The organism is Streptomyces sp. Root1310, assembly GCF_001426425.1.
Taxonomy (GTDB): domain Bacteria; phylum Actinomycetota; class Actinomycetes; order Streptomycetales; family Streptomycetaceae; genus Streptomyces.
The window spans coordinates 316,240-329,479 of sequence record NZ_LMEQ01000012.1; the positions used below are offsets into that span (position 1 = coordinate 316,240).

Below are 13,240 nucleotides of genomic sequence, written 5' to 3' on the forward strand. Positions count from 1 at the left end.
GGCGCCGACCGTTTCCGTACGAACATACGAAGCCCGGAGTCACACTCGGCCGTGGAATTCGGGAGGTGCGCTTCCCGTTAGCATGGACATCCGCACCGATCAAGGCCATTTGGGGAAGGTGTCATGACTGCCAACGTCGACGGAGTGCCCGGAAAATTCGCGACCCTCGGGCTCACCTACGACGACGTGCTGCTGCTGCCGGGCCCGTCGGACATGGCTCCCGACGAGATCGACACCGCCTCGTACGTCTCCAAGAACGTGCGGGTGAACATCCCGCTGCTCTCCGCCGCCATGGACAAGGTCACCGAATCGCGCATGGCGATCGCGATGGCCCGTCAGGGCGGCGTCGGTGTTCTGCACCGAAATCTGTCCATCGAGGACCAGGCCAACCAGGTCGACCTCGTGAAGCGCTCCGAGTCCGGCATGGTGACCGACCCGATCACCATCCACCCGGAGGCCACGCTCGCCGAGGCCGACGCGCTGTGCGGCAAGTTCCGCATCAGCGGCGTCCCGGTCACCGACGGCAACAAGCGGCTGCTCGGCATCGTCACCAACCGCGACATCGCCTTCGAGACCGACCGCACGCGCCGCGTGCACGAGGTCATGACGCCGATGCCGCTGGTCACCGGCAAGGTCGGCATCTCCGGTGTCGAGGCCATGGAGCTGCTGCGCAAGCACAAGATCGAGAAGCTTCCGCTGGTCGACGACGAGGGTGTCCTCAAGGGACTCATCACGGTCAAGGACTTCGTCAAGGCGGAGAAGTACCCGCACGCCGCGAAGGACGCCGAGGGCCGTCTGCTGGTCGGCGCGGCCGTCGGCGTCGCGGGTGACTCCTTCGAGCGGGCCCAGGCCCTGATCGAGCGCGGTGTCGACTTCATCGTCGTGGACACCGCCCACGGCCACTCGCGGCTCGTCGGCGACATGATCGCCAAGATCAAGTCGAACCACACGCGGGTGGACGTCATCGGCGGCAACATCGCCACCCGTGACGGCGCCAAGTCCCTGGTGGACGCGGGCGCCGACGCCATCAAGGTCGGCGTCGGTCCGGGCTCCATCTGTACGACCCGCGTGGTCGCCGGCATCGGTGTCCCGCAGGTCACCGCGATCTACGAGGCCGCGCTCGCCGCCAAGGAGGCCGGTGTTCCGGTCATCGGCGACGGCGGTCTGCAGTACTCCGGCGACATCGCCAAGGCCCTGGTCGCGGGCGCCGACACGGTGATGCTGGGTTCGCTGCTCGCTGGCTGCGAGGAGTCGCCGGGCGAGCTGCTCTTCATCAACGGCAAGCAGTTCAAGTCGTACCGCGGCATGGGCTCCCTGGGCGCCATGCAGACCCGTGGCGAGCGCAAGTCGTTCTCCAAGGACCGCTACTTCCAGGAGGGTGTCGCCTCCGACGAGCAGCTGATCCCCGAGGGCATCGAGGGCCAGGTGCCCTACCGAGGCCCGCTGTCCTCCGTCGTCCACCAGCTGGTCGGCGGTCTGCGTCAGTCGATGTTCTACGTCGGCGGCCGGACGGTGCCGGAGCTCCAGGACAACGGCCGCTTCGTCCGGATCACGTCCGCGGGCCTGAAGGAGAGCCACCCGCACGACATCCAGATGACGGTCGAGGCGCCGAACTACAGCCGCAAGTGACCCCCACGCGCGCGTGAAGCGTGCGCAAGGCGTACCGAGGGCGGTCCCGGAGACTCCGGGGCCGCCCTTGTCGTACCCGTCGGCGATACTGGAAGACGCTGCAACGCATCAGGGAAAGGCCACACACGTGACTGAGATCGAGATCGGGCGCGGCAAGCGCGGCCGCCGGGCGTACGCCTTCGACGACATCGCCGTCGTCCCCAGCCGCCGTACGCGGGACCCGAAGGAGGTCTCGATCGCCTGGCAGATCGACGCCTACCGGTTCGAGCTGCCCTTCCTGGCCGCCCCCATGGACTCGGTCGTCTCCCCGGCCACCGCCATCCGCATCGGCGAGCTGGGCGGCCTCGGCGTCCTCAACCTCGAGGGCCTGTGGACCCGGCACGAGGACCCGCAGCCGCTGCTCGACGAGATCGTCGAGCTGGACGCGCAGACCGCGACCCGCCGCCTCCAGGAGATCTACGCGGCTCCCATCAAGGAGGAGCTGATCGGGCAGCGCATCAAGGAGGTGCGCGACTCGGGCGTGGTCACCGCGGCCGCGCTCTCCCCGCAGCGCACGGCCCAGTTCTCCAAGGCCGTCGTGGACGCGGGCGTGGACATCTTCGTCATCCGCGGCACGACCGTCTCGGCGGAGCACGTGTCCGGCTCGCACGAGCCGCTGAACCTGAAGCAGTTCATCTACGAGCTCGACGTGCCGGTGATCGTCGGCGGCTGCGCCACCTACACGGCGGCCCTGCACCTGATGCGCACCGGCGCGGCGGGCGTCCTGGTCGGCTTCGGCGGCGGCGCGGCGCACACCACGCGCAACGTGCTGGGCATCCAGGTCCCGATGGCGACGGCGGTCGCTGACGTGGCGGCTGCCCGCCGCGACTACATGGACGAGTCCGGCGGCCGCTACGTGCACGTGATCGCGGACGGCGGCGTCGGCTGGTCCGGCGACCTGGCCAAGGCGATCGCCTGCGGCGCCGACTCGGTGATGATGGGCTCGCCGCTCGCGCGCGCGACCGACGCGCCGGGCCGTGGCCACCACTGGGGCATGGAGGCGGTCAACGAGGAGCTGCCGCGCGGGCAGAAGGTCGACCTCGGCACGGTCGGCACCATCGAGGAGGTCCTCACGGGCCCCTCGCACACGCCCGACGGCTCGATGAACCTCTTCGGCGCCCTGCGCCGCGCCATGGCCACCACCGGCTACAGCGAGCTGAAGGAGTTCCAGCGCGTCGAGGTGACGGTCGCGGACTCGGTGCACCGGCGATAGACGCTTTTCCGTAGGACGTCGGCAGGGGCCGGTCAACTCACTCGGGTGAGATGGCCGGCCCCTTTCGCATGCCCGGACGGGCCGGGGCGTGCGGCGGTCACGGCGGCGTCGTGGAAGGGGGCGCCCGTGGGACGTCACCGCAAGCCCACCCGCCGGGACCGACTCCGTCTTCGGACGGTGCAGTGCCGGAGGAGGTGGATCTCGCGTCTTTGCGGATGGTGAGTGTCCGCCCCCAACACTCATGAGGGCGGACACTCCGTGATCCATCCTGGAGCCTGCCGCGGTTACCCGCTGCGGTGGGCTCCGCCTGTTCCGTACGTAGGCGGCGGGCCGTGGCGCACGCCACCAGCCCCCGGAGCCCGGGGTGGCGGTGTGCGCCCCGGGCTCACAACCGGTGCGCCGCCCCCGTAGGGGTGGCTCCCCGGGTGTCCAGCAGCAGCTGTGCCTTCACCGACAGGCCCTGGAGGTCGTACGTCCGGTGCTGCTGCAGGAGGATCGTCAGGTCGGCGTCGGCGGCGGCCTCGTAGAGGGAGTCGGCGCGGGGCACCGGGCGGTCCAGGACGCTCCAGGACGGGACGTGCGGGTCGTTGTAGCTGACGGCGGCGCCGAGCTCCATCAGGCGGATCGCGATCTCGCGCGCGGGGGTGTTCTGCTGGTCGGCGAGGTCCGGCTTGTAGGTGACGCCGAGCAGCAGCACGCGCGCGCCCCGCGCCGACTTGCCGTGCTCGTTGAGGAGGGCGGCGGCGCGCTGGACGACGTAGCGGGGCATGCGGCTGTTGACCTGCTGGGCCAGTTCGACCATGCGCAGCGGGCTGCCGGAGTGGCCGGTCCGGTCCAGGGGGACGGAGTGGCCGCCGACGCCGGGGCCGGGGCGGAAGGTCTCGAAGCCGAAGGGCTTGGTCTCCGCGCAGCGGACGACGTCCCACAGGTCGACGCCCAGGTCGTGGCACAGGACGGCCATCTCGTTGACGAGGGCGATGTTGACGTGGCGGAAGTTGGTCTCCAGGAGCTGCACGGTCTCGGCCTCGCGCAGGCCGCGCGCGCGTACCACCTTGTCGGTGAGACGGCCGTAGAAGGCGGCGGCGGACTCGGTGCAGGCGGGGGTGAGGCCGCCGATGACCTTCGGGGTGTTGGCCGGGTTGAAGACGCGGCTGCCGGGGTCGACCCGGCTGGGGGAGTAGGCGAGGTGGAAGTCGCGTCCGGCGCGCAGGCCGGAGGTCTCCTCCAGCAGCGGCCGCAGGAAGTCCTCCGTGGCCCCGGGATACACGGGCGACTCGAGGATCACGGTGGTGTGCGGGCGCAGATGCCCGGCGAGGGTGCGGGCGGCCGTCTCCAGCTGGCTCAGGTCGAGTCCGCCGTCCGCGTCGCGCGGGGTGGGGGCGCAGATGACGGCGGTGCGTACCCGGCCGAGCTCGGCGGGGTTGGTGGCGGGCCGGAAGCCTCCCGAGAGCATCCGGCGCAGTTCGGCGGGGCTGAGGGAGCCGGCCTCGGGGCCGGTGCGGTAGCCGATGGTGGGGATTCCGGCGGCCACGGCGGCCTGGGCCAGGGGCAGGCCGAACGGGCCGAGTCCGATGACGGCGAGATCTGCGGGCATGGCGTATGCCGTCCTTCCCAGTAACCGAGGTGGGACAGGTGCGCAAGCCCGGTGGACAGAGTGGACGAGCGCAATGTCAGACTAGGAGTAAATATGACCGTTATGCGGGATTGATCGACTGTGTTGGCCGGTTGTGTCGACCGGCCTGCTCGGGCGGTGCGCCGACCGGCGGTGACAAGCCCTGTCGCCCGCCGCGGCTGCCGCCGTGTTCTCCGGAAGGCCGGTTCGGGTTCCGTGAGAGTTATCCACAGGCTGGGGGCGAGTGGTGGCTGAAGCCGGGCATCAAGGTCAGAATTTGGGCATGAGGGATACGAACCGGATCTCGCCCTGAGGGCGCGGCCGGCGCGACCTACAGCGGGAGGCAGTGGTGAGGACAGCGACACTGGGGCCGGCGCAGCGAGCAGAGTCACTGGCAGCCATGGCCGAGCGGGAGCTGGACGTGCTGGTGGTGGGAGCCGGTGTGGTCGGCGCGGGCACCGCCCTGGACGCCGTGACACGTGGTCTGTCCACCGGGCTCGTCGAGGCGCGCGACTGGGCGTCGGGCACGTCGAGCCGGTCGAGCAAGCTGATCCACGGTGGTCTGCGTTATCTGGAGATGCTCGACTTCGCGCTCGTACGGGAGGCGCTGAAGGAGCGCGGGCTGCTGTTGGAGCGACTCGCTCCGCATCTCGTGAAGCCCGTTCCCTTCCTGTACCCGCTCCAGCACAAGGGCTGGGAACGGCTGTACGCCGGTTCGGGTGTCGCGCTCTACGACGCGATGTCCATGGCCCGCGGGCACGGTCGGGGCCTGCCGATGCACCGTCACCTGACCCGCGGTCATGCCCTGCGGGTGGCCCCGGCCTTGAGGAAGGACGCGCTGGTCGGCGCGTTGCAGTACTACGACGCCCAGATGGACGACGCCCGCTTCGTCGCCACCCTCGTGCGCACGTCAGTGGCCTACGGGGCCAAGGCGGCCAACCGCGCTCGGGTGACGGCTTTCCTCCGCGAGGGCGAACGGGTCGTCGGCGCGCGGGTGCAGGACGTCGAGGGCGGCGGGGAGTACGAGATCCGCGCCCGCCAGATCGTCAACGCCACGGGTGTGTGGACCGACGACACCCAGGCGATGGTGGGGGAGCGCGGGCAGTTCCACGTCCGCGCGTCCAAGGGCATCCATCTCGTCGTGCCGAGGGACCGGATCAGCTCGTCCACCGGTCTGATCCTGCGCACCGAGAAGTCCGTGCTGTTCGTCATCCCGTGGGGCCGCCACTGGATTGTCGGCACCACGGACACCGACTGGGACCTCGACAAGGCCCACCCGGCCGCCTCCAGCGCGGACATCGACTATCTGCTGGAGCATGTGAACTCGGTCCTGCGGGTGCCGCTGACCCGCGACGACGTCGAGGGCGTGTACGCCGGGCTGCGGCCGCTGCTGGCCGGCGAGTCCGACGCCACCAGCAAGCTGTCGCGGGAACACACCGTCGCGCATCCGGTGCCGGGACTGGTGGTCGTGGCGGGCGGCAAGTACACGACGTACCGGGTGATGGCGAAGGACGCGGTCGACGAGGCGGTGCGCGGGCTCGACCAGCGGGTCGCCGACTGCGTCACGGAGGACGTGCCGCTGATCGGCGCGGAAGGCTACCGGGCGCTGTGGAACGCGCGGGCGCGGATCGCCGCGCGGACCGGGCTGCACGTGGTGCGGGTGGAGCATCTGCTGAACCGTTTCGGGGCGATGACGGAGGAGCTGCTGGACCTCATCGCCGCCGACCCGACGCTGGGCGAGCCGCTCCAGGCCGCCGACGACTACCTGCGCGCCGAGATCGTCTATGCCGCCTCGCACGAGGGAGCACGGCACCTGGACGACGTCCTGACGCGCCGCACCCGCATCTCCATCGAGACCTTCGACCGCGGCACCCGCAGCGCCCGCGAGGCCGCCGAGCTGATGGCGCCGGTCCTCGGCTGGGACAAGGACCACATCGAGCGCGAGGTCCAGCACTACGAGAAGCGGGTGGAGGCCGAGCGCGAGTCCCAGCGCCAGCCCGACGACCTGACGGCGGACGCGGCACGCCTGGGAGCACCGGACATCGTGCAGTTCTGACGCCCCGTTCCCTGTCCTGGTCCCTGCTCGGGTCCTGCCCAGCCCCTGTTCGGGTCCTGCCCGGCCTCCGTGCGGGGCCTGTCCACCTGGGTCCGCACGGTCCGGCCGGTCCGGCCAGGTCGGGACGGGTCCGGCCAGGTCGGACCGGGTTCGGCTTCGCGTGGTGGGTTCACTCGAACGGGTGTCGGGATGCGGGATCTCTGTTCGCCACCGGCTCGTTCTACGTAGTGCGAGGGCAGAACTCGGCGGCGAGCAGGGCCGGTTCGATGGCGGGGTCTGCGATCGCCGTCGTGTTCACCCGAAACGTGAGGACACGCCGACCGTCGACGGTGGCCGCGGTGCGCACGTAGCTGCCGGAGATCCGGCCGTTGTGCCCCCACACCGTGACGCCGCACGGGAGCTTCGCGGGGAACAGGCCCATGCCGTACGAGCCGTGTGCGGTACGGGTGTCGAGCATCTCGCGCAGCCGGCGCGGGGGTAGCAGTTCACCGCCGAGCAGTGCCGCGTAGAAGCGGTCCAGGTCGGTGAGTGTGGTCACCAGTTCGCCCGCGGCCCCGGCCACCCTAGGGTCGAGCTCGGTGACTTCGATCCCGTCAAGGTCGTAGGCATGGCTGTGCGGGGAGGGCAAAGAGGTGCGGGAGCCGGGAAAGGAGGTGCCCGTCAGACGCAGGGGAGCGATGATCCGCCGCTCCGCCTCCGTGGCGTACGAGCGGCCGGTGACCTGCTCGACCACCAGGCCGAGCAGGACGTAGTTGGTGTTGGAGTAGGCGAAGCGGCCGAGGTCGGCCGGAGGGTGGGTGACAGCGATACGGACGGCTTGCAGCGGGAGCAGCGGGACGGTGCCCTCGGTGTCCCGGGTGAAGTCGTACAGGCCACTGGTGTGGGTGAGCAGGGAACGCAGGGTCAGCGCGCGCCCGTCGTTGCCCGCCCCGCGCACCAGGCCCGGCAGGTGCGACTCCACCGTGTCGGACAGCGACAGCCGCTGCTCGGCGGCCAGTTGCAGTACGACGGTCGCGAGGAAGGTCTTCGTGATGCTGCCGGCCCGGAAGTGGTCGGACCGGGAGATGTCCGGGCCCGCCTCCGCGTAGCGGGTGCCGCTCTCCTCACGGGCCAGCAGGGCGGCGGCGGGCGCCTTGCCCCGCGGGAGGAGCAGCGGGAGGAGGGAGTCCGTGGGGAGAACGGGGGCAGCCGCCTGTGAGCCGGTTGTGAACAGGCCGAGGAGCGCGAGGGACACGGGTACGGCCACCAGGCTCCGTAGCGGTCGCATCACGGCTCCTCCTTCCTCTCTTCTCTCCCGGCAGGCTCATCATCCAGGGTCGGTCGCGCCTCACTTCATCCGGTCCCCGACCGACGAAAGGGGCTCGTGGGGGCTCCGTGGCCGGAGTGTGCTGCACCTTCTGGCCGGAATGCACCGCTCCTGAGTGCGGCCGAAAGGGGATGAGGGGCACCCTGGGCGTTGGGCACTTGTCGGGTGAGGGACAATGGAGGCTCTGTCAGGGCGGGTTGCATGAGGGGACGCATGTCGGAGGCGGAGCGGGCGGGAGCATCCCGTCAGGACAAGAGCGCACGTCTCCTCGCCGGGCGGTACCGGCTGGGAGACGTACTCGGCCGCGGCGGCATGGGGACGGTGTGGCGCGCCGAGGACGAGACCCTCGGACGCACGGTCGCCGTCAAGGAGCTGCGGTTCCCGGGGAACATCGACGAGGACGAGAAGCGCCGGCTGATCACGCGGACCCTGCGCGAGGCCAAGGCCATCGCGCGGATCCGCAACAACAGCGCGGTGACGGTCTTCGACGTGGTCGAGGAGGACGACCGGCCGTGGATCGTGATGGAACTCGTCGAGGGCAAGTCGCTCGCCGAGGTCATCCGTGAGGACGGCGTGCTGGAGCCGAAGCGTGCGGCGGAGGTCGGGCTGGCCATCCTCGACGTGCTGCGTTCGGCGCACCGCGAGGGCATCCTGCACCGTGACGTGAAGCCGTCGAACGTGCTGATCGCCGAGGACGGCCGGGTCGTGCTCACCGACTTCGGCATCGCGCAGGTCGAGGGCGATCCGTCGATCACCTCTACCGGCATGCTCGTGGGCGCCCCCTCGTACATCTCCCCGGAGCGGGCCCGCGGTCACAAGCCGGGCCCGGCGGCCGACCTGTGGTCGCTCGGCGGTCTGCTGTACGCGGCGGTCGAGGGCTCGCCCCCGTACGACAAGGGTTCGGCGATCGCCACGCTCACCGCGGTGATGACCGAGCAGTTGGAGGAGCCGAAGAACGCGGGTCCGCTGAAGGACGTCATCTACGGCCTGCTCACCAAGGATCCCGCGCGCAGGCTCGACGACGCCGGTGCGCGGGCGATGTTCAACGCGGTGCTGCACGCGCCCGAGCCGCGGCACGCGGAGCCGGCCGACGCGACGAAGGTCGTGCCGCTGCCGGCGCTGCCGGACGCCGCCGGAGGCAGGGGGAGTTCGGCGGGCGCCGAGGCGGGCGAGAAGCTGCGCGGCGCGTTCCGCTCGGTGCGCAAGGCCGCCGTCGCGGCGGGCGCCGCGACCTCGGCGGCCGCGGCCCGCGCCAGGTCGGCCAACGGCACGAGTGCTTCCGGTTCCGTGGGCGCGCCCGAGACGCGGAAGAGCGGAGCGCAGCAGGGCGGTGCGCAGCAGGGCGGTGTGGCCCGGGGGACCGGGGCCACCGCTTCCGCCGCCGCGCCCGCGGCCCCGGCTTCCCGGGCCACGACGGGGTCGGCTCCGGCCTCGGCGTCCAGGCCGACGTCCGGGCCGGTGTCCGGTGCGGCGCAGGCGTCGCCGTCCGTACCGGCGGCGCGTTCCGGTTCCGGTACGGGCACGGGTGCGGGTAACGGTGGCGGCGCGGGTGCCGGTGCTGGTTCCGGGGGCAATGGCGGGGGTGCCGGGCGGAGTTCCGGGTGGCCCGTGATGACGCCGCCGGATCTGCCGCCGCGGTCCGTGCCCAGGGCACCGCTGACCGACGTGGTGCCCAAGCGGACGCTGGTGATCATCGCCGTCGTCGTGGCGCTCGCGGTGCTCGGTACCGTGCTGGCCCTCACCCTCGGTGGGGGCGACGACACCGCCGGCGGCGCCAAGGGTGGCGGGGCTTCCCGGGCGGTGGCCGGCGGGAGCGCGAGCGCGAGCGCCGACACCAAGGAGGACGAGGACAGCGGGGCCCGTGCGGACGGATCGTCGTCCTCGGAGCCCGGCGCGTCCTCCGGTTCCGCCTCGGGCGGCACCTCCGCGGCCGGGGGCGCCGGATCCGGCGTCACCGCGTCCGGTGGCAGCGCGACGACGACGTACAAGGGCGGTCAGGGGTACTCGATCGGGCTGCCCACCGGGTGGAAGTACCGTTCCTCGGACGCGGCGGGCGACCGTTTCACCGGGCCCGACGGACAGAAGCTGCTCATCGCCTGGACCACCACGCCCAAGGACGACCCCGTCGCCGACTGGAACAACCAGGAGCGCGGCATGACGCGCTCCCAGTACAAGAAGATCCGAATAGCGGCGGTGAACTACCGCGGCTGGAACACGGCCGACTGGGAGTTCACCTACACGGACGGCGGGACGGCCTACCGCACCGTCGACCGCGGGTTCGTCGTGAACGGCAGCCTCGGGTACGCGCTGATGTACACGGCCAAGTCCGCCGCATGGGGCACCGACCTGCGGCAGACCACCTGGACGACGCTGACGGAGACGTTCACGCCCAAGAAGTAGTGGCCGCCGAGGAGCCGTGTTCGGGGGTGAGATCTGGCATCCCCTCTTTGCGGGTTGCCTCCGGCACGTATCGTGAGTGCTTGCGGACCGTACGCATCCAGCTATGCGGCCGGATAAGGCTGTAACGGCACGCAACGCGAACGGAATTGATCGACCGGGCGGCCGGGGGAGGCAACGTGGACGACTACGCGGGTCGAGTACTCGTCGACCGCTACCGCCTGCCGTTGCCGCCCGCCGACGAGTACGAACTCACCGAGACCCGCGCCTTCGACACCTACAGCGGGCAGGAAGTCCTGGTCCGCCAGGTGCCGTTGCCTGAGGTGGTCGAGGCCGAGGTGCTCGACGCGGAGGGGCTGCCCGAGGGCTTCACCGCGCGTGAACGCGGGGCCCGGGGGCCGAGGTCCCGGGGCGTGGGTGTGGGTGAGGGAACGCGACGGCCCGCCGACCCCGTCGTCCGGCGTGCCATGGAGGCGGCGCAGGCCACGGCGAGCATTCCCGACCATCCGCGGCTCGACCAGGTCTTCGACGTGTTCGCCGAGGGCGGCTCGCTGTGGATAGTGAGTGAACTGGTGGCCGCGCGGCCGTTGTCGGCACTGCTCGCCGAGAAGCCCCTGACGCCGTACCGGGCGGCCGAGGTCGCCTCCGACGTGCTCATGGCGCTGAGGGTCCTGCACGCTCACGGCTGGGTGCACCGGAACATCACCGCGCGCACGGTCCTCGTCTGCGACGACGGGCGGGTGATGCTGACCGGACTGGCGGTCGGCGCGGCGGAAGAGGCACTGTGCGGGTACGACCCGGTGCCGGCGCCGGACGCGGCGGAGCGTGAGCGGGGCGCGGCGGGCCGGGGGAACGCAGACGCGGGCCACGGCGGAAGCGTCGTCGGGCCCCGGACTTCCGCGGCTCCGTCCCGGCAGGACGGACCGGGCGCTCTCGGTGGTTCCGCCGGTTCCGGTGGCTCGGGCGGCTTCGGTGGTTTCGCCGGTTCTGTCGGGGCCGGTTCCGTCGGGGCCGGCCACGGTGGGAGTGGGCCCGGGACCGGCGCGGCCGATCCCGAGGCCGCTCGGCGGGCGGCCATAGAGGCGCGGGGGTCCGGTGCGCTGCCGGTGCCTGCGGGTGAGCCGTCCGGTGGCGGCGGGGCGTCCGGGGCGGTGGCCCGCAGGGCGCACGTGGAGACCGGCGGAGACATCCGGGCCGCGCGTGCCGGGGCGATCGCCGCGTACCGCGCGGGCGCGCGAGCGGCGGCCCGGGTGCAGGAGGCCCAGGAGGCGCAGCAGAACGGACGTGCGGCCCTGCCCGGCGCCCGTACCCCGGGCGACGACGGCCACGGGGCCCCGGGAGGCAATCCCCCCGGGCAGATCGCCGACCCCTACGGCGTCGCGGGCGCGCCCGTGCCCGGCCCCGCCGGTTACGGCCAGGGCCGGCCCGCTCACCTCCACACCGCCGGTCCGGGTCCCCTTCCTGGCGGCGCACCGTATGCCGCCCCTCCGGCGGCGCACCCCGCGCACCCCGCGCACCCCGCGCACCCCGCGCACCCCGCGCACCCCGCGCACCCCGCGCTCACGCCCGTACCCGGCGCTCAGGTGCCCGCACCGGGGCAGGGCCAGGGGCCGTCGGGTGAGGTGCGGGGCGCGGCCCGGTGGGACGAGCCGGTGGCCGGGACGACCGGGAGCGTGCCCCGGCGCGGGCCCGCCACCGCGTTGGCCGCCGAGCGGGCGCGTCAGGCGCGGATGGCCGTGGTCGGGCCGGTCACCGAGCGGTGGGCGCCCGAGCAGGCCGGGCCGGTGCACGAGAACTGGCAGCTGGCCGCGCCGATCGGTCCCGCCACCGACCTGTGGGCGCTGGGCGCGCTGCTCTTCCGGGCCGTGCAGGGGCATGCGCCCTATCCGGAGGAGTCGACGGCCGAGCTGGTGCAGATGGTGTGCGCCGAGCCCCCGGCCTTCGCCGAGGAGTGCGGCCCGCTCAGGCCGGTCGTGGAGTCGCTGCTGCGCCAGGACCCGACCGAGCGCCTCGGATTCGAGGAACTGCGGGGCTGGCTGCGCTCGCTGGTGCGGTCCGCGCCGGAGCCGGAGGCGGGCACGTACGTCGTCGCCGCGCCGCCGACCGATCCGCGCCGGCTGCCGATCGTCCGCCGCCGGGGCGAACTGGTGCGCAGACGCCGTGCCCGGCTGCCCGCCACCCACGCGCGGCACAAACGCGGCCGGCCGGAGACGAGCGGTTCGCCCCGCAGCCTGGGCCGCACCCTGCTGGTGCTGATCCTGCTCCTGCTGGCCGGGGCGATCGCGTACGCCCTGATGTTCATGCCCAAGGCGGACGAGGAGGGCGCGGCCGGTACGGACGGCGCCCGGCGGACCGGGGCCACCGGGGCAGCGGGCGGCCAGGCTCCCGACGCGAGCAGCGAGCCCCGGCCCGACCAGACCTCGCCGGGCACCGCAACCTCCCCGTCCGCCGGGTCCTCGGGAGCGGAGGCCACCCAGACGCAGACCGGCGGGTCCGGGGCGGAGGCCGCCGACGGGTTCACCGTCCGCGCGGACGACGCCGGCTTCCGGGTCGCCGTGGCCAACGGCTGGGACCGCACCCCGAAGAACGGGCGTGGCCAGGTCGTGTACACGCACGGCGACTTCGAGCTGATCGTCGTACCCGGTCGCGACAGCGCGTCGTCCAACAGCAGCGACCCGATGGTCTACCAGCGGGAGAAGGAGAGCGAGCTCCAGCCGTACCGTGACTCCAGCTGGGCGACGGCGTCCGGGCTGCGCACGACGACGGTGGGCGCTCGGACCATGGCCGAGGGGCAGTTCACCTGGACCGGCGGCGACGGGCGGGCGCTGTACGTCCGCAATGTCGCGATCCTCATCTCGGGGCGCTACCACATCGTGCAGGTCAGGGGTCCGGAGGCCGAGCGGGACGAGGTCAGCCGGCTGTTCGAGCAGGCTTCGGCCACCTACCAGTACACCGGCTGAGGGCCCGTCCGGTCCCGCCCGGGTCCGT

Annotated in this window: 7 protein-coding genes; 5 read left to right on the forward strand and 2 right to left on the reverse strand. The window is 72.3% G+C overall.

All coding sequences use genetic code 11. From position 1 onward, the window contains the following. Positions 1-123 precede the first annotated feature (123 nt). Together guaB and ASD48_RS19680 are read left to right on the forward strand one after the other, a co-directional pair. Positions 124-1,629 (forward strand): IMP dehydrogenase, encoded by a 1,506-nt coding sequence (gene guaB, locus ASD48_RS19675; RefSeq protein WP_020132150.1) that lies wholly within the window; start codon positions 124-126, stop codon positions 1,627-1,629. A gap of 127 nt (positions 1,630-1,756) precedes the next feature. After that, positions 1,757-2,881, forward strand: a complete 1,125-nt coding sequence (locus ASD48_RS19680; protein WP_057602914.1) for a GuaB3 family IMP dehydrogenase-related protein — start codon at positions 1,757-1,759, stop codon at positions 2,879-2,881. A 385-nt stretch (positions 2,882-3,266) separates the two neighbouring features. Here the strand turns inward: ASD48_RS19680 and ASD48_RS19685 are convergent, their stop codons facing one another. Then, positions 3,267-4,475: a nucleotide sugar dehydrogenase gene (locus ASD48_RS19685; protein WP_057602915.1), complete on the reverse strand. Its 1,209-nt coding sequence runs from the start codon at positions 4,473-4,475 to the stop codon at positions 3,267-3,269. A gap of 367 nt (positions 4,476-4,842) precedes the next feature. On the opposite strand from ASD48_RS19685, the gene ASD48_RS19690 reads away from it, so the two are divergent. Then, positions 4,843-6,549: a glycerol-3-phosphate dehydrogenase/oxidase gene (locus tag ASD48_RS19690; RefSeq protein ID WP_057602916.1), complete on the forward strand. Its 1,707-nt coding sequence runs from the start codon at positions 4,843-4,845 to the stop codon at positions 6,547-6,549. A 220-nt stretch (positions 6,550-6,769) separates the two neighbouring features. Here ASD48_RS19690 and ASD48_RS19695 read toward each other — a convergent pair whose 3' ends face one another. Next, positions 6,770-7,816: a serine hydrolase domain-containing protein gene (locus tag ASD48_RS19695; RefSeq protein WP_057602917.1), complete on the reverse strand. Its 1,047-nt coding sequence runs from the start codon at positions 7,814-7,816 to the stop codon at positions 6,770-6,772. Between the two features lie 252 nt (positions 7,817-8,068). On the opposite strand from ASD48_RS19695, the gene ASD48_RS19700 reads away from it, so the two are divergent. Then, on the forward strand, positions 8,069-10,255 hold the full coding sequence (locus tag ASD48_RS19700) for a serine/threonine-protein kinase (protein WP_057602918.1): 2,187 nt from the start codon (positions 8,069-8,071) through the stop codon (positions 10,253-10,255). A 176-nt stretch (positions 10,256-10,431) separates the two neighbouring features. Further along, the gene (locus tag ASD48_RS19705; protein WP_057603534.1) at positions 10,432-13,212 is read left to right on the forward strand and encodes a protein kinase; all 2,781 of its coding nucleotides are present in this window, start codon (positions 10,432-10,434) and stop codon (positions 13,210-13,212) included. The last annotated feature ends 28 nt before the right edge of the window (positions 13,213-13,240 follow it).

Excerpts from the sequence above, each read along its gene's own strand:
- guaB (WP_020132150.1), top strand. The coding sequence starts at position 124 with ATGACTGCCAACGTCGACGGAGTGCCCGGAAAATTCGCGACCCTCGGG.
- ASD48_RS19685 (WP_057602915.1), bottom strand. The coding sequence starts at position 4,475 with ATGCCCGCAGATCTCGCCGTCATCGGACTCGGCCCGTTCGGCCTGCCC.
- ASD48_RS19695 (WP_057602917.1), bottom strand. The coding sequence starts at position 7,816 with ATGCGACCGCTACGGAGCCTGGTGGCCGTACCCGTGTCCCTCGCGCTC.
- ASD48_RS19700 (WP_057602918.1), top strand. The coding sequence starts at position 8,069 with ATGTCGGAGGCGGAGCGGGCGGGAGCATCCCGTCAGGACAAGAGCGCA.